Raw genomic sequence first — 22,879 nt, 5'->3', positions numbered from 1 at the left:
AAGTCTCCAATCACCCCCGCTTCCAGGTCGTGCCCTTCGGCCCGTCCTCCAGCACAACCCCCTGGGCGGCCAGGTCGTTGCGGATGCGGTCGGCTTCGGCGAAGTTCCTGGCCTTGCGGGCGGCCAGACGGTCGGCGATGGCCTGTTCGATGGCGGCATCGTCCAGCCCACCGGCACCGGCCGGCTGCCACTTGAACCAGGCTTCCGGCTGCTGTTGCAGGAAGCCCATCAGGCCGGCGGCGGCTTTCAGCGCGGCGGCGGCTGCCGTGCGGGCGGCATCGTCGTCGGCCTTGTGATAGGCATTGGCCAGTTCATGCAGGACGCTGATAGCCAGCGGCGTGTTCAGATCGTCGGTCAGGGCCGCTAGCAATTCCGCCGGCACGGGCGCCACCGGCACCTCGCCAGCCGCGCGCAGCACGCCGTACCAGCGGTCCAGCGTGGCGCGGGCCTGGGTCACCTTGTCCTTGCTGAAATCCAGCGGCTGGCGGTAATGGGCCGACAGGATGGCCAGGCGCAGCGCCTCTCCCGGATACTCATCCAGCAGTTCCCGCACCGTGTAGAAATTCCCCAGCGACTTGGACATCTTGTCGCCGGCAATGGTCAGAAAGCCGGAATGCATCCAGACATTAGCCATCACCGCCGTGCCATGGGCGCAGCGGCTTTGCGCAATCTCGTTCTCGTGATGCGGGAAGATCAGGTCCAGGCCGCCGCCATGGATATCGAACACCTGCCCCAGATGGGCCGCCGTCATGGCGGAGCATTCGATATGCCAACCCGGCCGGCCCGTACCCCAGGGGCTGTCCCAACCGGGTTCGCCCGGCTTGGCCGGCTTCCACAGCACGAAATCGGCGGGCGACTTCTTATAGGGTGCGACCTCCACCCGCGCGCCGGCGATCAACTCGTCCTGGCTGCGGCGGGAGAGCTGGCCGTAGTCGCTCATGGCCGGCACGTTGAACAGCACATGGCCTTCCGCCGCATAGGCATAGCCCTTGTCGATCAGCGTGCCGATCATCGCCACCATATCGCCGATATGGCGCGTGGCGCGCGGTTCGATATCGGGGCGCAGCAGGCCCAGATCATCCATGTCGGCATGGAACTGCGCCGTGGTCCGGGCCGTCACACTGTCGATCGGCTCCCCCGACTGGTGCGACCGCTCAATGATCTTGTCATCCACGTCCGTGATGTTGCGGGCATAGGTCACGCGCGGATAGAGATGCTTCAGCAGCCGGGCCAGCAGGTCAAAGGCGCTGAAGGTGCGGGCATTGCCGATATGGGCATAGTCATAGACCGTGGGGCCGCAGACATAGAGCTTCACATGATCCGGGTCGATGGGCGCGAACGCTTCCTTGGTCCGCAGCAGCGTGTTGTAGAGCGACAGGGTCATGGGAGCTTTTCCGGGTGCTGGTGTCCGTCTGGGGACGATATCAGGCGCAGGCGTGAAGAACGATGGCAGGCAGGCAACATCGGACGCCGGGGTGGGTTGCGCAGGTCCGGACCATCACGCGACCTTCCCCGCCAGCCGGGCCAGCGCCCGGTCGCGCCCGATCAGGGGCAGCAGGGTCTTCAGTTCCGGCCCATGCTCATGCGCGGTCAGCGCACGGCGCAGCGGCAGGAACAGGCCCTTGCCCTTGGCCCCCGTCGCGGCCGACACGGCCTTGGTCCAGATGCCCCAGGTCGTCTCGTCCCACGGCCCCACGGGCAGCAATTCCGCCGCCTTGGCCAGGAAGGTCGCATCATCGACCAGCGGTGTCACCGCGGCCTGAGTCACGGCCCACCATTCCTTGGCGTCCGACAGGCGCGACAGGTTGGGGCGCACGGCCAGCCAGAAGGCCTCCTCCACCCCGTCCATGCCCAGCGCCTGCAGCCGGTCGGCCACGGCGGCAAAGGGGGCGGCGTGCAGCACCTGTGCATTCAGGCGCATCAGTTCGTCGGCATCGAATTTCGGCGTGCCGCGCCCGAACTTGCCGAAATCGAAGCCCTGGGCCAGTTCGGACAGTGACGTGGCGGCGGCAATGGCATCGGCCGTGCCCAGGCGCGCCAGATAGGCGCACAGCGCCATCGGCTCCACCCCCTCCTCCTGCCGCAGCGAGCGCACGGACAGGGAACCCAGCCGCTTGGACAGGCCCTCCCCCTCCGACCCGGCGATCAGGGGCAGGTGGGCGAAGGTGGGCACGGAACCCCGCCCCTCGATCCCGATCAGCGCCTCGAACAACTGCACCTGCACGGCCGTGTTGGTGACATGGTCCTCGCCACGCACGATGTGGGTGATGTCGAAATCCAGATCGTCAACGACGGAGGTCAGGGTGTAGAGCGGGCGCCCATCCTCGCGGATCAGCACGGGGTCGGACAGGTCGGCGCCCCGGAAATGCTTGGGCCCCTGCACCAGATCGTCCCAGGCGATATCGGCATGGTCCAGCTTGAACCGCCAATGCGGCCGCCGGCCCTCCCCCTCCAGCCGCACGCGGTCGGCATCGGTCAAGCGCAGGGATGAGCGGTCATAGAGGGGCGGGCGATGCTGGGCCAGCATGGCCTTGCGCTTCAGGCCCAGTTCCTCCGGCGTCTCATAGCAGGGGTAAAGCCGGCCGGCCGCCTTCAACGCCGCCGCCGCTTCGGCATAGCGGGCATAGCGGTCGGACTCGCGGGCATAGCGATCCCAGGTCAGGCCCAGCCAGGTCAGATCCTCAGCGATAGCATCGGCGAAGGCCTGGGTCGACCGTTCCTCGTCCGTATCGTCCAGGCGAAACATGAAGCTGCCGCCATGGCGGGCCGCGAACAGCCAGTTCACAATGGCCGTGCGGATATTGCCGATATGCAGATGGCCGGTCGGGCTGGGCGCGAAGCGGACGGCGATGGTCATGATGTGCGCGGGGAAATCTCATGGAAATGAAGGCGGCAGCGATACCATGCCTGCCATCAACAGGGCACGAAAATCTCTTCCGGAATGTCCAGCCCCCGGACGTGATGCACGCCCAGCGTCCGCATGGGCCGGCCGGAGCAGCCGGCAAAGGCGGAGGACACGACGAAATGGCTGTCCAGCACCTTGGCCACATCCAGCAGGCGGGAGGCGAGGTTGACGGCCGGCCCCACGACAGTGAAATCCAGCCGGCGCTTGCCGCCGATATTGCCAAAGGCGACATGGCCCAGATGCAGCGACAGGCCGTAATCGATGGGCACATGCCCGTCAGGGCATTGCGCATTCCATTCCGCCACGGCGCGGTGCAGGGTGGATGCCGCCGCCAGGGCATGGCCGCAGGCTTCGCGCGGGTTCATCATGTCGGCCGGGAAAATGGCCAACATACCGTCGCCGATGAATTTCAGCACCTCCCCGCCATGCGCCTCCACCGCGTCCACGGCCAGATCGAACCAATGGTTCAGCCGGGCCACGACATTGGCCGACAGGTTTTCCGAGGTGTAGCGGGTGAAGCCGCGCAGATCGCAGAACAGGATGGCGGCGAAGATGCTGTCTGCATCCCCGCGGGAAATCTGGCCGGCATAGACCCGTTCCCCGGCCCCGACCCCCAGATATGTGGCCAGCAGGTCGCGCGCGATATTGCGCACCACCCGCGCCTCCAGAATGGGGGAAACGGCGGCGACGACATGTTCCAGGTCCTTGATATCCGCGTCCGTAAAGGGCACGCGCTTGGACGCGAACGACATGGCGGCAGAGCGGTGGCGGTCCTGCACCTGGATGGGGATGATGTAATAGTCCTGGAACCCCTCCCGCTTCAGCCGGGCCAGCAGGGGCATGTTGGTGTCCTGTGCATGCAGGCGCACGCGGAACGGCTCCCCCGTCTCGTCCACCTGGCGCACGGGGCTGTGCAGATATTCCTCTATATTGGTATCGACGCGATTCAGCCGGTGCGCGCCCGTCGCCTGCCCGCACAGCCAGACCCGCCCCTCGCCCACCACTTCCGGGTGCAGCAGTTCCAGGTTCAGCGACACACGGCCGATGGGAATGCCAACCTGCGCCACGCGGTCGACCAGCTGGGCAAACAGCAGGTCAATGTCGAACAGCCGGCTTCCTTCCAGCAACAGCCAGTCGGCGATCGGTCGGATGCGGTTGGACAGGATGGCGGACAAAGGCAGGAACACTCCGGCAACAGGCGGGAAGAGAGTGGGGTTTCGTGCCCGTGGGCGCAAGGGGTTACGGACGCCGGGGTGGGATGTGCGCAAACCCTATCCTGACGATTTCTCCACCCGCAGCCGCGCCCAGTAATCCAGGCGCTTTTTCACCTCCCGCTCGAACCCGCGTTCCACGGGGCGGTAGAAGTCGCGCCGTCCCATCTCCTCGGGGAAATAGTTCTGGCCGCTGAATCCCTCGGCCGTGTCATGGTCGTAGTTGTAGCCGTGACCATAGCCCAGCTGTTTCATCAGCTTGGTGGGCGCGTTCAGGATATGTTTGGGCGGCGACAGGCTTCCCGTCTCCTTGGCGGCGCGCACCGCTTCCTTATAGGCGGTATAGGCAGCGTTGGATTTCGGTGCCGTGCCCAGATAGATCACCAACTGCGCGATGGCCAGTTCGCCCTCCGGGCTGCCCAGCCGTTCATAGGCTTCCCAGGCCGCCGTCGCCTGGATCAGGGCGGCGGGGTCAGCCATGCCGATATCCTCCACCGCGAACCGGGTCAGGCGGCGGGCGATATAGCGCGGATCTTCCCCGCCGGCCAGCATGCGCGCGTACCAATAGAGTGCGGCGTCCGTATCCGACCCGCGCAGGGATTTATGCAGGGCGGAGATCAGGTTGTAATGCCCCTCCTGCGCCTTGTCATAAAGGGGCATGCGCCGCTGCACGGCACTGGCCAGGGCATTGGTGTCCAGCACCTTGCCCGGCGGCAGCGCAAACAACTCCTCGCACAGGTTCAGGCAATAGCGCCCGTCGCCATCGGCCAGCGCCTTGACCGACGCGCGCGCATCGGCGTCCAGCGGCAGGGGCCGCCCCTCTTCCGCCTCCGCCCGGCACAGCAGCTTTTCCAGAGCCGCATCATCCAGCCGGTTCAGCACGAAGACCTGGGCGCGCGACAGCAAGGCAGCGTTCAGCTCGAAGCTGGGATTCTCCGTCGTCGCCCCCACCAGGGTGACCGTCCCATCCTCCACATAGGGCAGGAAGCCGTCCTGCTGGGATCGGTTGAAGCGGTGAATCTCATCGATGAACAGCAGGGTGCCCTGTCCGGCCAGCCGCCGGGCCTTTGCCGCCTCGAACACCTTGCGCAGGTCGGCAACGCCGCTGAAAATGGCCGACAGCGGCTCGAAATGCAGGTCCGTGGTTTGGGCCAGCAGGCGGGCCAGCGTGGTCTTGCCACAGCCGGGCGGTCCCCACAGGATCATGGAGACCAGCCGCCGCGACCCGATCATGCGGCCGATGGGGCCGTCCGGGCGCAGCAGATGGTCCTGACCCACCATCTGGTCCAGGCTTTGCGGCCGCAACCGGTCGGCCAGGGGCCGCGGCGCCTGCGCTTCAAACAAACCCGCCACTTTGTCCAATCCTTCCGCCCACCCGGTCCCGTTCCGTTCCCATTATCCCAGATGGGCCGCCGGGCGCGCAATGTCCATGGGCGCCATCAGGATGGCGGCTGCGTGGGTGCTGCGGCCGGCGGGGGCGTCGGGTTTGTCGCTTCCTGGCGCGAGGTGCGATAGCTGTCCAGGAAGCCGCGGAACATGTCGATTTCGGTAATGCGCGACCGGATGGTGGCGGCATCGGGCAGGCCGGCCGATTCCTCCGGCCGGGTCAGCAGGCGGAAGGCATTGGCGTCCTTGGTCTTTTCCATGGCGGCGCCATAGTCGCGGCGCAAGGCCTCCAGCCCCGCCTTGTCCTGCGCCAGCGACAGGGCGATGGCCCGGTTGACGATCAGACCGGACTGCTTGGCCTCCAGGGTGGCTCCCGCCGCCGGCGGTGGCGCGATCAGGTCACCCAGCGCCTGCGCCGCCGCCTTCCATTGCTTGTCACGCATGGCGATATCCACACGCAGCAGGTTGGCATTGCCAGACTGATCGGCGGCCAGCAACTGCACCGCCTCCGCCCCCTTGCCAATCTGCGACAGGGCGCGGGCGCGCAGCAACTTGCGTTCTTCCGCCAGCTCGGGCGTAATTTCCGGCGTGGCGCTCTTGTCCAGGGCCTCCACCGCCTGTTCAGGCCGCCCGTCCAGCAGGCGGATGCCGGCCAGCCGCGTGCCGACCTGCGACTTTTCCAGCCCTGACAGCCGGTATTGCACCTGATGGTCCAGCAACTGCGCAGCCCGATCCAGCAGGTCGATCTCAACCAGCCGTTCCGCCAGCTTGCGGATGATGCGGTCCCCATCCGGGCCGGGCGGCGTCAGTTCCCGGTATTGTTCGTAAAGCGCCATTGCCTCCAGCGGTGTCATCTTCGCCGCCCCGTCCTTGGCGAACAGGTCGGTGAAGGTCCGGGTCATATCGGCCGCGATCTCCTTGGCGTCCGGCGTGTCCGGGAACTGGGAGATGGTGTTGCGCATGGCGTCGAATGCCTGGGGATACTGGCCGGCAATGGCGTAAACCTCCCCGATCCGGCGCAGATTGGACAGTTCCAGCGCATCGCCACGCCAGGCGAAACGCATGGTTTCCATCTCCTTGGCCGCGACCTTCGGGTCCATCTTGCCGGCGGCCAGGGCGGTGTCGATGTAATCGCGTTTGCCGCGCATGGCATACAACCGGTCGCGGCCGTTGCGGGCCTTGTCGAAATAGGACAGGGCCTTGTCATTGTCGCCCAGTGCCCGGAACACCGCCCCGCGGAAATATTGCACGGCGGGCGCGCTGCTGCCGGTTTCACCGCCCCTTTTGGCGACACGGTCCATGATGATGGCGGCGCTTTCGGGATGGCCGGTCCGCAGTGCCGCGTCGGCGGCCGACAGTGCAAGGCCCGTATAGAACGGGTCGGGATAGTGGTCCAGCAGCTCCTTGTGCGCCATGAACCCGTTATAGGCACCGGCGAAATCCTGCTGCCCGGCCAGGGCTGCCGCACGCCACAGGGCCGTGTCGGGTTCGGCCGCCACCTGCCGGTTGGACAGATCCGCCATGGCGCCGGCTAAATCACCAGTCAGCACCCGTGCTACCCCGCGCACGGCCAAGAATTCCGGCCGCCGATCCACGTCGGGCTGCAAACCCTGGACGCGGGTCAGCATGCCCATCGCTTCGTACCCCATGCCATTGGCCAGATAGAAGCGGGCCACGTCCAGCCGCCCCCGCGTCCGTTCGGCCTCCGGCAATGAAACCAGCTGTTCCCACTTGGCCTGCCGAGCCTTGACGAAATCCTTTGGCTGGACCTGGCCCCAGCGTTTGAAATCGAACAGCTTTTCTTCTTCCACCACGGGCGGCGGCACCGGGGCTACGACCACGGTGTCTGTTGCCGGCGACAGGTGCAAACCACCGGGGACGGTGATTTCTACACCCTCCCGCACGGGCTGTACGGCCAGCCGGTCGTCCAAGGCCCGAATGGCGACACCCTGCAATGTCGGCAGCAATTGGGTTTCCGAAAACCGCAACGGCGCCGGCACATGCGGGCCGGGCAGCGCCAGCGGCACGACGAACAGCCGGTCGCCGACTACCGGATCATCGAAAGCCAGCACCTTCTCCGCGTCCGCGACCGGCACCACCAGACGGGCACCCAAGGCAAAGTCAGGATCAGGCTTGGCGGACAGGGCCATGGAGCCACCGGGCTCTTCATCGCCGGCATCCGTGGCCCGGGTGAAGGTCAATTGCCAGGCGGTACCTTCACGCCGGACGGATACATCGGTCAGGGCCGGCATGGTGGCCCGGAAGCCGCTGCCACCGGCCACGGTTACCGGTTCGATCACCAGCGGCAGATCGGCTGGTACGGCGGGCGCCGTCTGCGGCGGCACCTCATCATCAAACAGCACATAGAGATAGCCGGCGCGCTCATAGACGGCGGCCCCCCTGGCGACCTTCGGATCGAAGGTTAAGGTCACCGGGGCAGATACCGGTTCGGCTGCCTGCATCTGCGCGGCCGAGACCACCGACGCAGTGGCAGCAGCGGGTGCCGTGGGCACGGCGGCCGGGTCGCCACGCCCTGCAGCAGCAGGTGCGGGAGGAGGTGCCGCCCCAGGCTTCGCAGATGGTGGCGGCGAGGGCGTTGGGGCGACTGCGGGTGCCGGTGTGCCATGCGCAGGAGGGGCCGCTGCAGCGGCTGCCGCTGGCTTAACGGCTTCCGCAACCGTCTGTGTGGGCGGCGGGGCGAGAGATGTCGGTGCGGTTGTCGCGGCGGGCGCGGTGGCCGCAGTCTGTTGCTGCGGGGCAGGGCGCCCCCGCAATTCGAACAGCGGGGCCCCTTCCTTGGCAACACGGGGATCCGCCGCCTTAGGCGCAGGCGGTTTGTCGGATGGCTTCTCCGCACTGCTGGCGGCAGTTTTCCCCGCCGCCGCCGGCGACGCGGCGGCCGGTGGGGCCTTGTCCAGCACGTCCACAACGATGCGGCTTCCAGCCCGGCTATGCTTGATACCGGCGCCGTCGGGTATCTGGAAGGTCACGGTCACCGCCCCCTCCCCGCCCGTCTGGCTCAATGCCGTAATGCGGCGGGGATTGGCGCGCTGGACCGCAGCCAGATCGAGCGTGGCTGTAACCGGGAAGACAATGACGACATTGTTGCCGCCTTGGCCAACCTCGTAGGGTGTATTTGTCGGCCAGTCGAAGACCAGCCTCGTATAGTCCGGATGCACACCGGTGCGGACCGGCACACGGGGGACCGCAGCGGACGCAGAACTTGTCGCCGACGGACCCGGCTGGGCCCAGGCAGGGGCGCTCCCTGACAGCAAAGCCAGTGCGGCCACGGTCAGGGCCAGACGACGTGCCGATCTGTGGATCGTACCCGTCATGGCGACACACCATGTTCGCGTACGACCAGATCAACGCGGCGGGCCGTCGGATCGATGCGCCCACCCGACTGGCCGTCACCATGACCGCGCACGGTAATTTCCTTCAGATAACCCGCCTGGTGCAGCATATCGGCCACCGTCTGGGCACGGGCCAGGGACAATTCCCAGTTGCTGGGGTAGCGATGGGTCACCGGGCTGGCATCCGCGTGGCCGACCACATCCACAGCATTGCCGATATTGGCCGCGACCCCGCCCATGACGAACAAGGCCCGTTTGCCGCCCTCGGACAGGGTGGCCTCGCCAGGTGCAAACAGAAGGTCGGTGGGCAGGGACAGGATCAACGTTCCGTCGACCCGTGCGATGCGGATATCCGCCAGTTCCGGATTCTTCGCCATCTGGCTTTCGAACACACGGCCCAGATAGCCGATATCGATGGCCTTGCCACGGTCCACGCTGGCGGCGGAAAAGGCGGCTTCGGGTCTCTCCTCCCCCACCTGTTCCAGCTTGGCCCCCGGCGCCCCGGCGGCCAGGGCCCGGTATCGGGCCGGGTCGGGGTCCGACATGGCATACAGCATGACAAAGAAGGTCAGCAGCAGGCAGATCAGATCACTGAACGTGACCAGCCACGCCTTCCCCGCCGGCGTCTGCGGGGTCGCAAAGCTGAAAAGCTGGGACGGTGGGGTGGCCATCACGCCCCCTCCGTCGACAGCACGGCAAACAGCAGCCGCAACTGACCCGCCGTCTCGCCCTTTTCCAGGCCCACGGACATCCAGGCCGGATTGGCCCCCAGGCCGGACAATGCGCGGGCCAGGGCCCCGGCGCGGGCCACCAGCGGCGTCATGTCCGCCGCATCCTGGGTGGATAACAGCAATTCGGCGCGAACCGACACGCCGCGTCGGCGCGGCTCCAGCACCCGGGCCACCCGGTCCATCAGCCCCTGCTGTTCGGGCCGGATGTCCAGACCGTTGCCAACGAACAGGGCCCCGGCTGGCATGGTCACCTGCAGCGTTCCCGTCTCCGTCCCGGCTTCCACCTTGGCCAGTGGCAGTTCGGCACGGATCAGATCGCCCAAATCCTGCAGGGCACGCGCAGCTTCGGCGCGCGCCTGCTGTCGGTCGCCGGCGGCCCCGGTCAGCACTGCCTGGGACGAAAAGGCATCGTCGACGCTGCGGATGACGGCGCCCACCTTCTCGTCATGGAAATGCGAAATGCTGTTCAGCAGGATGAAGAATGCCAGCAGAAGGATGAAGACGCCCAGATAAAGCAACGTGGCGCCGTCCCCGCCATCGGACGAGCCTGGTCGGCCGAACCGCAGGGGAACCGCCAGGTCAGTATCGGCGCGTCCGGATGTTGGCGTCTCTGGCATTCAGCCTCAATCAAACAGGGAATCGATGAACGCTTGGTCGATGCCGGCGCCGGGCTTGGACGGGCCATGCAACAGGCTGGCATCGCTGTCTGCACTCGTCGCTGCGGCCGGTGCCGCGGCCTCCATCGCGGGATGACGGCGCTGCACTTCTTCGCCCAAGGCGACCAGCAGGGCCTCGACCTTCTGCTCGATATGTTTCAGGGCGCGCACGACCTTGGTGATGCGCTGGCCGGTAATGTCCTGAAAATTACAGGCCTCATAGATGCCGGTGGTGATGTCCATCAGCTTGTTGGACACTTCCGGGGGCACGTCCCCGGCCAGGGCCATCATCTGATCGCAGGCATCCATGATGCGGTTGGTGGCATCCTCCGTGGCACCGACGACAGCATCCAGTTCGTCGGTGGCCAGGGGGATATGCTCGGAATGGATGTCGGACGGCTGGATGGACGCGATCTCGCGCTTGGCATTGTTGATGAACCGGGCCAGCCCTTCCAGCTCCGCATAGACATGCAGATCATGCTGTCCCAGGTCACCGCCCATGGATGACAGCACGGACGCGACGATCGTGGCCACCTCCTCCCGCGACAAGGGCTGGCGGGCCTCCACGCGGGCAGTATCCAGGCGTTGCTGGAGAACGGGGTCAGTGGCGACGGTGCGGAGCATCAAAACACCTTCAAGCACGATTACTTCAAAACCGGCCGCCCACGGGCCGGCAGCGAGCGATACATACAATCATTCGGGCACGGTGGGCAGCCTCTTCCGTGCTGCCAGAAGGATGGTAACCTCCTGCGCGCGTTTTTCTTCCATCGCGGCAAGAACAGGCGCCACCTTGGCCTCCTTCATACGGCTGATCACGTTCAGCAGTACATCATTCTCAAGCTTGTTGAATATCTTGGCGGCATCGGCCGGCTTCATTGTCTCGTAAATCTTCACAAGACTGTCCAATTGGGCCTGCTGTTCGGCGTTCGCCTGGGTCAGCAATCCCTGGATTTCCTTCTTCAGGGTCTGCAGCTCGCCGATCTTCTGATCGAATCGCTGTTCGGCAGCGGTCAGCATCGCCTCACGCATGTCCAGTTCGCGCGCACGGCTTTCCAGCTGCTCCCGCCGTTCCTGCAGACGCTGCAACAGCTCCAGTTCCGTCGGAGTGAAGCTCTGGCCCGGCGCGCCGGACGGTGCTGCCCCTTCCGTCTGCACTGTGGCGGCCGGTGCTGCCGCCGGTGCATGGTCCTCGCCGGCCGGCTTGTGCTCTGGCTGGGCCTGTTCAGCGGAAGCAACCTGCAACGGCGGGGTCTGGCCGGCGGCGGTTGCAGGCGGGGCCACGGCGGCGGGCTTGGGCACGGTGACGCCCGGCTTGGCTTCCGTTTCCGGCAATCCCTGTGGGGCTGGCGTTTCAGCGACCGACGCCGAAACCAGCGTCAATCCCTGGCCCGTGGTCAGGGTCAGCCAGATGTCACCGATCTTGAACCCCAGTACCAGCATGCCGACAAAGATAGTGGCCGGCAGCAGCCCGGGGCGGATCAGGGCGCGACGGGGCTTGGCCGCCTTCGGTGCCGCTTTCCCCTTGGCCTTGGTGGCCGGCCTGGCTGCCGGACGCACGGCCGGCTTGACGGCGGCAGGCCGCTGGGGCTGGCCAGATTTTGGTGACGGGGCGTCGGTCATGGCCGCAGATTCTCCAGCGCCTGCAGCAGTTCCTTCTCCGCCCGCGAGCGGGGCTCAGCCCCGCCGGTCGGCTGCGGTGCCGCGGCTTGCTGCGGCGCGGGCGCCGGGGCCGCCGGGCGGGGTGCCTGCGGCGCAGACGTGCGCGGTGCCGACGATTGCTGCGGAACGGGGCCGGAGGGCATGACGGCCGCGCGCGCCTTGCCCGACGCCGACTCCAGCCGGTTGGCCAGACCATCGGCCGCCTGCACGATCAGTTCCATCTCCTCCTTCAACGTGTCCGCCCGCTTGATCAGGGCGGCCAGCGTCTCACCGGACTCATGCGCAGCCTTGCGCATGCCCTTGACGGAGCTGTCGGCCTGGGCCGTGGCCTCGGCAAAGCCGCGCACCAGTTCTTCCAGCTCCGCCCGGCTTTCCTTGACGGCTGAAAGCTGGCGGTTCAGGCGCAGGGCATAGATGATTGTCGCTACCAGAAGCCCGACGATGGCCACGTCCAGCAGAAGCGACAGGATGGAGGCGATCATGGCTGCGACTCCGGCTTGGGGGCTTCACGGTCGATGCGTACAGCGATGTTACCGCCCTTGCGGCCCATGCGACCCAGGAACATGGGCACATCGCCGCAGCGCAGTTCAATGGTTTCATCCGGCGCCACGTTCAGCAGCACACGGCTGCCGACGCGCCACGACAGCACTTCGTTCAGGGGCAGCACGATTTCATCCAGCACGGCCGACAGATGCACATCCGTCTGCCACAGTTCCGATGCCAGGTGGGTTTCCCAGATGCTGTCGCGACCGAACTTTTCACCCATGAACATCTGCAGCAGCAGTTCGCGCACAGGTTCCAGGGTGGCATAGGGGATCAGCAGTTCCAGGCGGCCGCCGCGATCTTCCATGTCGATGCGCAACTTCACCAGCACGGCGGCGTTGGCCTGGCGGGCGATGGTGGCGAAGCGGGGGTTGGTTTCCAGGCGGTCGAAGCGGAAGGTCACCGGCGACAGCGGATCAAACGCGGCCGACAGGTCCGACAGCACCACATGCACCATGCGTTCGACCAGGTTGCGTTCGATGGTCGTATAGGGACGGCCTTCGATACGCATGGCCGCGGTGCCGCGACGGCCACCCAGCAGCACGTCCACGATGGAATAGATCAGAGCCGAGTCGATGACCATCAGGCCGTAATTGTCCCATTCCTCCGCCTTGAACACGGCCAGCATGGCCGGCAGCGGGATGGAATTCAGGTAGTCACCAAAGCGGACGGAGCTGATCTGGTCCAGGCTGACTTCGACATTGTCTGAGGTGAAATTGCGCAACGATGTCGACATCATGCGGACAAGGCGGTCGAACACCACCTCCAGCATGGGCAGACGTTCGTAATTGACCAGGGCGGAGTTCACCAGCGCCATGACGCCGGTATTGTCGCCGTCGCCGCCGCCGTCCTTGTCAAAACCCAGCAGGCTGTCGATTTCGTCCTGGTTCAGGACGCGCGTGGCCCCGCCGCCCCCGCCGCCGCCAAGGTCACCAAAGGCGTCGCCGGCCCCCTCATCGGCCATGGCCGCCCATTCGGCGGCCATCCGTTCTTCTTCACTCAGCTCCTCGGGCCCGGCCATCACGTACCCTCTTGCGTCATCATTGCTGAATCAGGAATTCGCCGATCAAGACGTCCTTGACCTTTACCGGGGCGGTCACGGCATTGACGCGCATCAACAGTTCCTCCCGCAGGCGGTACATGCCGGCAGACCCGCGCAGATCATCCACCTTCAACTCGCGCAGATAGACCTGGAAGGCGTCGGTAATGCGGGGCATCGCCTCCTGGATTGCCGCCTTCTCCTCCGGTCGCGACAGTTCCAGCTTGATGCCCAGCTTCAGCAGCGTGGCCCGACGCTCGCCCGTGTTCAGGTTGACCAGCATGTCGGGCACATCCTCATAGGGCGTCGGACCATGATAGGGGGGCAGCTCCGGCTCTGCGTGCGCCTCCTCTGCATGCTCCGCGTCACCCTCGTGCTTCTTGCCCAGCAAGCCGTCAAGCGCACCGGTGAAGAAGGCAGCGGCGGCACCGGCCCCGATCAGCAGGATGGGCAGAACGAAGAACAGGACGATCTTCTTCCCGCTCAGCTTCTTTCGCGGCACCTCGGTTTCCGTGGATCCGCCATCGGTCTCCATCGACGTCATGCTGTGCTACCCCCATCCGACATCCGTCCCGCCCCTCTGCGCCCAAGGCGAATCCGGCATCGCTGTCGAACCGGAATGATACCAAGCCGATTCAACGCTTTCCATGGATTTGCGCCAAAGCCGCCACGAATTCTTGCATATTCGATGCCGCCGCCGCGTGCCAATGCCACATGGCGGGCATCCCGTGGCCGCGTCGTGACCGCGGGAATGTCCTTTTCCGTCCGCTCCTGGTCCGGCGCGTGCCTTTCGGCTATCATCGGTCATTCCTAAAGTCACGGCCATCACCACCCAGATGGAGCATGAAATGTCCGCCCGTGACACCGCCCTGATCGTCGTCGATGTGCAGGAGAGCTTTCGCCAGCGTTCCTACTGGCAGGAGAAGGACCTTCCCCGCTTCGTGGAACGGGTCCAGACCCTGATCGACGGGGCGAAGGCTGCGGGGCTGCGCATCGCCCAGGTCTTCCATGTCGACGCGGAAGGCCCCTTTTCCAAGGCATCCGGCACCATCGTGCCCCTGACCCCGGTGCGGGTGCCCGCCGACGCGGTATTCGAAAAGTCACGCCACAGTGCCCTGGTCGGCAGCGGCCTTGACATCTGGCTGGTGGCGAACGGCATTCGCCGCGTCATCATCTGCGGCATCCGCACCGAACAATGCTGCGAGACGACGACGCGCCACGCCTCCGACCTGGGCTATGCCGTTGATTACGTGACAGAGGCGACGCTGACCTTCCCGATGACTGACGCCCTGGGCAGGACCTGGACGGCCGATGAGATCACGGCCCGCACCGAACTGGTCCTGAACGGCCGCTTCGCCAGCATCGTCACCGTGGAACAGGCCTTGGCCCGGGCCACGACCGAAAACGACCAGCGCAAGGCAGCCTGACCATGATCGATGCGGTGGCCGGAACCGTTCGCACCCTTCCCGTCTATGTCGTGCTGCCGCCACGGACCATGCTGCTGGATGTGGCCGGCCCGGCGGAGGTGCTGCGCAGGGCCGGGGTGGAACAGTCGGCCATCCGCTTCGACATGCAGTTCGTGGGGCCGATGCCGGAACTGGCCTGTTCGGTGGGGCTGGTCCTGAGCCATATCGGCCCGCTGCCCGACCGCGTGCCGGCAGACGCCATCATCATGCTGTCGGGCAATATCGACCCGCTGCCGGGCCAGGATGTGCGGGCCGATGACTTGCAGGAACAGGTGATCGTCGACTGGCTGCGCCGTACCGTGCGGCCGTCGCACCTGGTCATGTCCATCTGTTCAGGGGCGGTCACGGCCGCACGCGCCGGCCTGATGGATGGTCGCGCCTGCACCACCCATCACAGCTCCTATGACCAGCTCCGCGATGCGGCGCCAAGCTGCCGCGTGCTGGAGAACCGTCTTTATGTGGAAGACGGGCAATGCTGGAGCAGCGCCGGCATCACGGCCGGCATCGATCTGGCCTTGCATCTGGTGGGTCGGCTGTGCGGGCCGGGGGTGGCCACGGCGGTGGCTCGCTATCTGGTCGTCTATCTGCGCCGGGCCGGCGCCGACCCGCAGCTTTCGCCCTGGCTGGAGGGGCGTAACCATCTGCACCCGGCCATCCACCGCGTGCAGGACGCGATCGCCGCCGATCCGGCGCGGGATTGGTCGCTGACCGGTCTGGCCGATATCGCCCATGCAAGTCCGCGCCACCTGTCGCGCCTGTTCCGCGAACATGCGGGCATGACGGTTCCGGACTATGTCAACCGGCTGCGCGTCGGGCTGGCCCGCCGGATGATCGAAAATTCCCGGCTGGACATGGAAGCCGTGGCCGAACGCGCCGGTTTCGGGTCCACACGCCAGCTGCGGCGCGCCTGGGGCCGGTTTTTTGACGCCCCGCCCAGTGCGGTCCGACGCGCACCCCGCCCTTCCGCCTGACAACAATTGCTGCAACGCACCTTAACCCCCTCCTCTTTTGGTGCTACCGTCACGGCTGCCGACCAATCGGCAAACAGGGATCAGTGGGGGACAGGGGCGAATGGGCATTCATGTCGCGTTGAACCACAAGACCGTCTACCGTTATGACCGGCCCGTCAACCTGGGCCCGCAGGTGGTCCGGCTCCGCCCCGCGCCACATTCCCGAACGCCGATCCTCTCCTATTCGCTGAAGGTCACGCCGAAGAAGCATTTCCTGAACTGGCAGCAGGACCCGCAGTCCAACTGGCTGGCCCGCTTCGTCTTTCCGGAAAAGACGACGGAATTCACGCTGGAGGTCGATCTGGTGGCCGATCTGGCTGCCGTCAACCCGTTCGACTTCTTCCTGGAGCCGGCGGCGGAGAAGGTACCCTTTGACTATGACCCGTTGCTGGCCAAGGAACTGAAGCCATTCCTGGAGACGGAACCGGCCGGTCCCCTCTTATCGGCCTTTCTGGCGGAAATCGACCGGTCCGAACAGCCGACCGTCAATTTCCTGATGGGCCTGAATGCCAAGCTGCAAAATGCGATCGGCTATGTCATCCGGCTTGAGCCGGGGGTGCAGACCCCGGAAGAGACACTGGAGAAATGCACCGGGTCGTGCCGTGACAGCGCCTGGCTGATGGTACAGGCATTGCGCCATCTGGGCTTGGCCGCGCGCTTCGCTTCGGGTTACCTGATCCAGCTTGTCGCCGACCAGAAGCCGCTGGAAGGACCGGAAGGCCCCACGGCCGATTTCACCGACCTGCATGCCTGGTGCGAGGTTTACCTGCCGGGTGCGGGTTGGATCGGGCTGGACCCGACTTCAGGCCTGATGGCCGGTGAAGGGCATATCCCCGTCGCCTGCACGCCCGACCCGTTCAGTGCCGCCCCCGTGACGGGCGGGCTGGAACTGTGCGAGGTGTCGTTCGAACACCAGATGTCGGTCACCCGCATCCAAGAACAGCCGCGCACGACCAAACCCTATTGGCCCGAACAATGGGCCGCCATCGAGGCCCTGGGCCATAAGGTGGACCGGGAGTTGGTGGATGGCGATGTGCGCCTGACCATGGGGGGCGAGCCGACCTTCATTTCCATCGACGACATGGACGGGGCGGAATGGAATACATCCGCCCTGGGCCCGACCAAGCGCTTATTGTCCGGCGATCTGATCCGCCGGCTGAAGCGGCGTTTCGCCCCGGGCGGGCTGCTGCATTTCGGCCAGGGCAAATGGTATCCCGGCGAAAGCCTGCCCCGCTGGGCGCTGCAGCTTTACTGGCGCAAGGATGGCGATGCGCTGTGGACGCATGACGAATATCAGGCGGACGAGCGCAAGGATTATGGCTTCAAGGCCGAGCATGCCGAGGCCTACATCACCACCCTGGCGGAAAAGCTGGGCATCCCCGGCTCCTTCGCCCGCGCGGCGTTCGAGGACCCCTGGTACTACATCAATAAGGAACGCAAGCTTCCCATCAATGTCGACCCGTTCGACAGCAAGCTGGAGAGTGCTGAGGAGCGCGAACGCCTGGCCAGGGTGTTTGAGCGCGGGCTGGACCAGCCCATCGGATTCGCCCTGCCGCTGAACCGCCGGCACGAGGCGACGGGTCCCGTCTGGCTGTCGTCGGGTTGGGCGACGCGTACGGAAAAGCTGCTGCTGGCCCCGGGCGACAGCCCCGTGGGTTACCGCCTGCCCTTGGGCTCCCTGCCTTGGGTGGCGCCTGCTCAATATCCCTATCATTACGAACAGGACCCGTTCGATAATCGTCCGCCGCTGCCGGCCTATGAGCAGATTTCCCAGCAGATGTCCGAGAACAAGGGCTGGACCGAAGGCATCGAGCAGCGTCGCCGCATGGCCGACGTGCGCGAGTCGGTCCCCGACAAGGGCGAGTCCGCCTGGTGGGTGGTCCGCACGGCCCTGTGCGTGGAACCACGCGACGGCCGTCTCTACATCTTCATGCCCCCCACCTCCTACCTGGAAGATTGGGTGGAGCTGATCGCGGCGATCGAGGCGACCTGCGTCGAACTCGACATGCCGGTGGTGTTGGAAGGCTATGGCCCGCCCAAGGACCCGCGCCTGGACAGCATTGCCGTGACACCCGATCCGGGCGTGATCGAGGTGAATATCCATCCCGCGTCCAGCTGGGATGAACTGGTACGCAACACCACCGACCTTTACGAGGATGCGCGGCAAAGCCGGCTGGCGACGGAGAAATTCGCGCTGGACGGCCGCCATGTCGGCACGGGCGGCGGCAACCATGTCGTGGTCGGCGGGCCGACGCCCGCCGACAGCCCGTTCCTGCGCCGGCCGGACGTGCTGCGGTCGCTGCTGACCTACTGGCAGAACCATCCGGCCCTGTCCTTCCTGTTCTCCGGCACCTTCATCGGCCCGACCAGCCAGCATCCGCGCGTGGACGAGGCGCGGCATGACAGTCTTTACGAGCTGGAAATCGCCTTCAAGATCCTGGACGAAGCCGGCACCAACTGTCCGCCTTGGCTGGTCGACCGGGCCCTGCGCCATCTGCTGGTCGATGTGCAGGGCAACACCCACCGCAGTGAATTCTGCATCGACAAGCTGTACAGCCCCGACAGTTCCACGGGCCGGCTGGGCCTGCTGGAACTGCGCAGCTTTGAAATGCCGCCGCATGCGCAGATGAGTCTGGTGCAGCAGTTGCTGCTGCGCACGCTGATCGCCTGGTTCTGGAAGCAGCCCTACCGGGCCAAGCTGGTGCGTTGGGGCACCAAGCTGCATGAACGCTTCATGCTGCCGCATTTCGTGGCCCAGGACATCCAGGACGTGGTGTCCGACCTGCGCGGGGCCGGCTATGCCTTCGATGAAAGCTGGTTCAAGCCGCACATCAATTTCCGCTTCCCCACGATGGGGCATGTCAGCCAGCGCGGCCTGACCCTGGAACTGCGCACCGCGCTGGAGCCCTGGCATGTGCTGGGCGAGGAACCGGGCGGCGGCGGCACCGTGCGTTTCGTCGACAGCAGCCTGGAACGGGTACAGTTGCGGCTGGCCGGTGCCACCGACGATCGGTTCATCGTCACCTGCAACGGACGCAAGGTTCCGTTGCACCCGACCGGCACGGAAGGGGAGTTCGTGGCGGGGGTACGGTACCGCGCATGGCAGCCCCCTACCTGTTTGCACCCCACGATACCCGTGCATACACCGTTGATCTTCGATATCGTGGACAGCTGGACGGGGCGCTCGATCGGCGGCTGCACCTACCACGTCGCGCATCCCGGGGGGCGGAACTTCACCACCTTCCCGGTCAATGCCAACGAGGCGGAGGGGCGGCGGTTGGCACGGTTCTTCCCGTTCGGCCACACGCCGGGGCCCTTGGCGGCACCGATCGAGATCCGAAACCCCGAGTTTCCGTTGACCCTTGACTTACGCCTTGGCTGATCTTGCCCGCGACAGTGCGGACGCTTCTGCGGAACCCTGGGACGAGATGGTCACGGGCGACGGGCATGTGCGCGCGCACTGGCAGGGCTTCATCTCGTCAGGCGCCAGTGATGCCGCCTCGATGGAGGAGCGGTGGGATGCCGGCCGCCGGCTGCTGTTCCAGAACGGCGTGACCTATCACGCCTATGCCGATCCGCAAGGCGTGGAACGGCCCTGGCCGCTTGATCCCATCCCGTTGCTGCTGCCGCAGTCGGAATGGCAGATGATCGCAGAGGGGGTGGCACAGCGCGCCCGCCTGCTGGAACGGGTGCTGGGCGATCTTTACGGCGAACAGCGACTGATCCGCGACGGTGTCCTGCCGGCCTCACTGGTGCTGGGGGATCCTGCCTTCCTGCGCGCCTGCCATGGCCTGGACGTGCCCGCCGGGTCGCGACTGACCCTGGTCGCCACCGATCTGGTGCGTGACCGCGACGGTATCTGGCGCGTGCTGGCCTGCCGGACCCAGGCCCCGACCGGCACGGGCTATGCCCTGGAAAACCGTGTGGTGCTGGGCCAGACCCTGGCCGAGTCGTTCCGGTCCTGCAATGTCGAGCGGCTGACGCCCTTCTTTGAACAGCTGCGTCAGACCCTTTCCGCCCTGGCCCCCCGCCGGTCCGGCCCCGATGGCAGCCCGCGTCTCGTCCTGCTGACGCCCGGCCCCCTGAACGAGGCATATTTCGAACATGCCTTCCTGGCCCGGCATCTGGGCCTGATTCTGGTCGAAGGCGCGGACCTGACGGTGCGTGATCAGGCCGTCTATCTGAAAACCCTGGGCGGGCTGGAACGGATCGACGTCATCCTGCGCCGCGTCGATGATGATTTCTGCGACCCGCTGGAACTGCGTCCCGACAGCATCCTGGGTGTGCCGGGGCTGGTGGAAGCGGTTCGCGCCGGCAATGTCATGGTCTGCAATGGCCTGGGCAGCGGCCTGACCGACAGTGTCGCACTGCTGCCCTGGATGGGCGCCCTGTCGCGCCATCTGCTGGGTGAGGCGCCGTTGCTGGCCGAGGTGCCAACCCTGTGGGGCGGGGACGCCCGGCAGCGGGCGGAAATGGTGGCAGGTCTGGACCGGCTGGTGTTCCGACCCGCCTATTCCAGTTTCGGGCACAAGGCCACCTATGGCTGCGACCTGGATGCGGCCGGGCGGGCCGATCTTGCCGCCGCCCTCCGCCGGCGTCCGCAGGATTGGGTGGCGCAGGAGCCGGTTGTGCCCTCCACCGCCCCGGTCTGGCGGGATGGGCGCAAGATCGCGCGTCCCCTGGTGCTGCGCGCCTTTGCCTGCGCCACGCCTGAAGGCGACTGGATGGTCATGTCGGGGGGGCTGGCCCGTATCAGCGCCGACGAACGTTTCGCCTCCGTATCGTTACAGACGGGTGCCGGTGCCAAGGATGTCTGGATCGTCGGGGCCACCATCGGCCAGACGCCGCGCCGCCGCGGCTCCGGCCCGCCGATGCTGCCCGACGGCACGGGTGACACGGGCCCACGGGCGGGCGACCTGCCGTCGCGCGCGGCCGATCATCTGTTCTGGGTCGGGCGCTATGCCGAACGGGCCGACATGGCGGTGCGCGTCCTGCGTGCCGCCGCCCGCCGCCTGTCCGATGATGCCCATCCGGGGGCGGAGGAGGAACTGGTTCCCCTGCTGCGCCTGATGGGCTTTGTCGGCATGATCCCGCAGGAAATCGCCAGCCTGCCGCAGACGGATGCCGTGCGCGGCATGCGTCAGGCGCTGGAAATTGTGGCCGACCGCAGCAATCCCGGGGGCTTGCGCGCCACGATGGACCGGCTGCGCCGCGCCGCTGCGGGTGTGCGCGACCGGTTGCCTGGGGAATTCAGCCGCGTGCTGGCCGTGCTGGACGATGTGGCGTCGCGCCCGCTGAAGGCGGACCCGGCGGCCGTTCACCTGCGGCTGGATGAGATTTCACGCCTACTGGCATCGCTGGTCGGGCTGGAACTGGACGGCATGTCGCGCGGGCCCGCCTGGCATTTCCTGGTTCTGGGTCGCCGGCTGGAACGCGCCATCGGCATTGTCGGTGGCTTTACCGGATGCGGCCTGGGTTCGGGCACAGCGGGCGCTGTCGCTGCCCTGTCGGTGCTGCTGGAACTGGCGGCCGCCGGTGCTGCCTATCGCGACCGTCATCCGGTCGGCATCCGGCGGGAGTCGGTGCTGTCGCTGCTGCTGGCCGATGATGAACATCCGCGCTCCCTGGCGTTCCAGATCAAAACGGTACAGCGCCAGTTGCGCAAGCTGCCCGTCATCGATGCTGAAGGGCTGGAGGTCAGCCCCACCAAGCTGGCCCACGACCTGCTGGAAACAGCCGCCTTCATGGTGGCCGACCCACAGCCGACCCGCGACCCGCTGGCCCTGGCCGACCTGACCGATCGGTTGACCCGGCTGCTGCCCGAAATCTCCAACCTGTTGAGTCAGGCCTATTTCAGCCATGTCTTTGCCCGCCCGACGTGAACAGGACGCGCTGCAGGTGCCGGCAGCGGACGATGCCGCTGGCGCGCCGACGGTGCCTGTCGCCATGCGCTATCATTGCCGGCACGTCACCCGCTATAATTATGGCGACATGGTGACCAATGCCCAGATGCTGGCCCATCTGGCGCCGCGCGCCCATCCGCGCCAGACCTGCCACATGGCTACCCTGTCCATCGTGCCCTGGCCCGCCATGGTGACCGAACGTCGTGACTGGTTCGGCAATCCCGTCACCTATGCCGCCTTGCAGGCGCCCCATCGCGACCTGACCGTGACGGCGGAGATTGAGGTGACGGTGCAGCCACCGCCGCCCTTCCACCCCTCCGCGACGCCTGTTTGGGAGGAAGTGGCGGCACAGGCCGCGGGCTTGGCCGAAACGGTGGAATTCGTGCGCCCCTCCGCGCGCGTGCCGCAGGCCGATACGGCCTTGACCTTGTTTGCGGCGTCCTTCTTCCCCTCCGGCAAGCCGGTGGGTGAAGGCGCGCTGGATCTGACGCGGCGCATCCACAGCGATTTCAGCTTCGATCCCACCGCCACAACCGTCAGCACCCCCATTTCTGAGGTGCTGGCCCGTCGGCGGGGCGTGTGCCAGGACTTCGCGCATCTGATGATCGGGGCGCTGCGGGCCTTGGGCCTGCCGGCGCGCTATGTGTCGGGCTATCTGCGCACCCTGCCGCCGCCCGGCAAGCCGAAGCTGCAAGGCGCGGACGCCAGCCATGCCTGGGTGCAGGTGTGGTGCGGCCAGCAGGTGGGCTGGATCGACCTGGACCCCACCAATGGCCGGCAATGCGACACCGATCATGTCACCCTGGCCTGGGGCCGCGATTATGACGATGTCTGCCCCCTGCGCGGCGTCATCCTGGGCGGTGGCAGCCACGGCGTGCTGGTCGCTGTGGACGTGGACCCCGTCGACTGACCGGCAAGGGGCGGCCCACGCGGATCATCCATGGCGCATAAGCATCGCAAGAATGGGCTTCATGCGGTATAGAAGCGCGCTCCACAGCAATCGGGTTCGGGGTTAGG

The 22,879-nt window shown here is 66.3% G+C and carries 17 protein-coding genes; 5 read left to right on the top strand and 12 right to left on the bottom strand.

Features of this window, described 5'->3' with window-relative positions:
- Positions 1 to 10: 10 nt before the first annotated feature.
- From cysS to ACODTW_RS21840, 12 genes are all read right to left on the bottom strand, one after another.
- The gene (cysS, locus tag ACODTW_RS21895; protein ID WP_488948211.1) at positions 11 to 1,384 is read right to left on the bottom strand and encodes a cysteine--tRNA ligase; all 1,374 of its coding nucleotides are present in this window, start codon (positions 1,382 to 1,384) and stop codon (positions 11 to 13) included.
- A gap of 114 nt (positions 1,385 to 1,498) precedes the next feature.
- On the bottom strand, positions 1,499 to 2,860 hold the full coding sequence (gltX, locus tag ACODTW_RS21890; protein ID WP_488948231.1) for a glutamate--tRNA ligase: 1,362 nt from the start codon (positions 2,858 to 2,860) through the stop codon (positions 1,499 to 1,501).
- A 53-nt stretch (positions 2,861 to 2,913) separates the two neighbouring features.
- A complete protein-coding gene (locus ACODTW_RS21885) occupies positions 2,914 to 4,080 on the bottom strand; it encodes an adenylate/guanylate cyclase domain-containing protein (RefSeq protein WP_488948210.1) in 1,167 nt (388 codons plus the stop codon).
- A gap of 96 nt (positions 4,081 to 4,176) precedes the next feature.
- Positions 4,177 to 5,469: a replication-associated recombination protein A gene (locus ACODTW_RS21880; RefSeq protein ID WP_488948209.1), complete on the bottom strand. Its 1,293-nt coding sequence runs from the start codon at positions 5,467 to 5,469 to the stop codon at positions 4,177 to 4,179.
- Between the two features lie 86 nt (positions 5,470 to 5,555).
- Complete coding sequence (locus tag ACODTW_RS21875; protein ID WP_488948208.1) at positions 5,556 to 8,837, bottom strand: tetratricopeptide repeat protein; 3,282 nt, start codon at positions 8,835 to 8,837, stop codon at positions 5,556 to 5,558.
- A complete protein-coding gene (locus tag ACODTW_RS21870; protein WP_488948207.1) occupies positions 8,834 to 9,526 on the bottom strand; it encodes an OmpA/MotB family protein in 693 nt (230 codons plus the stop codon). Before ACODTW_RS21870 ends, ACODTW_RS21875 begins: the two co-directional genes overlap by 4 nt.
- Positions 9,526 to 10,203 carry a hypothetical protein gene (locus ACODTW_RS21865; protein ID WP_488948206.1) on the bottom strand — a complete coding sequence of 226 codons (678 nt, stop codon included), beginning with the start codon at positions 10,201 to 10,203 and terminating at the stop codon, positions 9,526 to 9,528. Before ACODTW_RS21865 ends, ACODTW_RS21870 begins: the two co-directional genes overlap by 1 nt.
- A 6-nt stretch (positions 10,204 to 10,209) precedes the next feature.
- Positions 10,210 to 10,866: a protein phosphatase CheZ gene (locus ACODTW_RS21860; RefSeq protein ID WP_488948205.1), complete on the bottom strand. Its 657-nt coding sequence runs from the start codon at positions 10,864 to 10,866 to the stop codon at positions 10,210 to 10,212.
- A gap of 69 nt (positions 10,867 to 10,935) precedes the next feature.
- On the bottom strand, positions 10,936 to 11,862 hold the full coding sequence (locus tag ACODTW_RS21855; protein ID WP_488948204.1) for a MotE family protein: 927 nt from the start codon (positions 11,860 to 11,862) through the stop codon (positions 10,936 to 10,938).
- Positions 11,859 to 12,383 (bottom strand): DUF6468 domain-containing protein, encoded by a 525-nt coding sequence (locus tag ACODTW_RS21850; protein WP_488948203.1) that lies wholly within the window; start codon positions 12,381 to 12,383, stop codon positions 11,859 to 11,861. Before ACODTW_RS21850 ends, ACODTW_RS21855 begins: the two co-directional genes overlap by 4 nt.
- Complete coding sequence (fliM, locus tag ACODTW_RS21845) at positions 12,380 to 13,465, bottom strand: flagellar motor switch protein FliM (RefSeq protein ID WP_488948202.1); 1,086 nt, start codon at positions 13,463 to 13,465, stop codon at positions 12,380 to 12,382. Before fliM ends, ACODTW_RS21850 begins: the two co-directional genes overlap by 4 nt.
- Before the next feature lie 19 nt (positions 13,466 to 13,484).
- A complete protein-coding gene (locus tag ACODTW_RS21840; RefSeq protein WP_488948201.1) occupies positions 13,485 to 14,027 on the bottom strand; it encodes a flagellar basal body-associated FliL family protein in 543 nt (180 codons plus the stop codon).
- A gap of 304 nt (positions 14,028 to 14,331) precedes the next feature.
- On the opposite strand from ACODTW_RS21840, the gene ACODTW_RS21835 reads away from it, so the two are divergent.
- From ACODTW_RS21835 to ACODTW_RS21815, 5 genes are all read left to right on the top strand, one after another.
- The gene (locus ACODTW_RS21835; protein ID WP_488948200.1) at positions 14,332 to 14,910 is read left to right on the top strand and encodes an isochorismatase family protein; all 579 of its coding nucleotides are present in this window, start codon (positions 14,332 to 14,334) and stop codon (positions 14,908 to 14,910) included.
- Between the two features lie 2 nt (positions 14,911 to 14,912).
- Positions 14,913 to 15,920, top strand: a complete 1,008-nt coding sequence (locus ACODTW_RS21830; RefSeq protein ID WP_488948199.1) for a GlxA family transcriptional regulator — start codon at positions 14,913 to 14,915, stop codon at positions 15,918 to 15,920.
- Between the two features lie 100 nt (positions 15,921 to 16,020).
- Positions 16,021 to 19,341 (top strand): transglutaminase family protein, encoded by a 3,321-nt coding sequence (locus ACODTW_RS21825; protein WP_488948198.1) that lies wholly within the window; start codon positions 16,021 to 16,023, stop codon positions 19,339 to 19,341.
- Positions 19,334 to 21,841 (top strand): circularly permuted type 2 ATP-grasp protein, encoded by a 2,508-nt coding sequence (locus ACODTW_RS21820; protein ID WP_488948197.1) that lies wholly within the window; start codon positions 19,334 to 19,336, stop codon positions 21,839 to 21,841. The genes ACODTW_RS21825 and ACODTW_RS21820 overlap by 8 nt, the downstream gene beginning before the upstream one ends.
- Entirely contained in the window at positions 21,819 to 22,772 is a 954-nt protein-coding gene (locus ACODTW_RS21815) for a transglutaminase family protein (RefSeq protein ID WP_488948196.1), read from the top strand. The genes ACODTW_RS21820 and ACODTW_RS21815 overlap by 23 nt, the downstream gene beginning before the upstream one ends.
- The last annotated feature ends 107 nt before the right edge of the window (positions 22,773 to 22,879 follow it).

It is taken from the genome of Niveispirillum sp. FG148, assembly GCF_057809655.1.
The sequence above is the reverse complement of the archived record's forward strand: the minus strand, read 5'-3'. Positions and strand labels throughout refer to the sequence as shown.

Coding starts and splice junctions, on each gene's coding strand:
- ACODTW_RS21855 (WP_488948204.1), bottom strand. CDS start 11,862: ATGACCGACGCCCCGTCACCAAAATCTGGCCAGCCCCAGCGGCCTGCC.
- ACODTW_RS21825 (WP_488948198.1), top strand. CDS start 16,021: ATGGGCATTCATGTCGCGTTGAACCACAAGACCGTCTACCGTTATGAC.
- ACODTW_RS21815 (WP_488948196.1), top strand. CDS start 21,819: ATGTCTTTGCCCGCCCGACGTGAACAGGACGCGCTGCAGGTGCCGGCA.
- ACODTW_RS21850 (WP_488948203.1), bottom strand. CDS start 12,383: ATGATCGCCTCCATCCTGTCGCTTCTGCTGGACGTGGCCATCGTCGGG.
- ACODTW_RS21830 (WP_488948199.1), top strand. CDS start 14,913: ATGATCGATGCGGTGGCCGGAACCGTTCGCACCCTTCCCGTCTATGTC.
- ACODTW_RS21860 (WP_488948205.1), bottom strand. CDS start 10,866: ATGCTCCGCACCGTCGCCACTGACCCCGTTCTCCAGCAACGCCTGGAT.
- cysS (WP_488948211.1), bottom strand. CDS start 1,384: ATGACCCTGTCGCTCTACAACACGCTGCTGCGGACCAAGGAAGCGTTC.
- ACODTW_RS21835 (WP_488948200.1), top strand. CDS start 14,332: ATGTCCGCCCGTGACACCGCCCTGATCGTCGTCGATGTGCAGGAGAGC.
- ACODTW_RS21865 (WP_488948206.1), bottom strand. CDS start 10,203: ATGCCAGAGACGCCAACATCCGGACGCGCCGATACTGACCTGGCGGTT.
- ACODTW_RS21875 (WP_488948208.1), bottom strand. CDS start 8,837: ATGACGGGTACGATCCACAGATCGGCACGTCGTCTGGCCCTGACCGTG.
- ACODTW_RS21840 (WP_488948201.1), bottom strand. CDS start 14,027: ATGACGTCGATGGAGACCGATGGCGGATCCACGGAAACCGAGGTGCCG.
- fliM (WP_488948202.1), bottom strand. CDS start 13,465: ATGGCCGGGCCCGAGGAGCTGAGTGAAGAAGAACGGATGGCCGCCGAA.
- ACODTW_RS21870 (WP_488948207.1), bottom strand. CDS start 9,526: ATGGCCACCCCACCGTCCCAGCTTTTCAGCTTTGCGACCCCGCAGACG.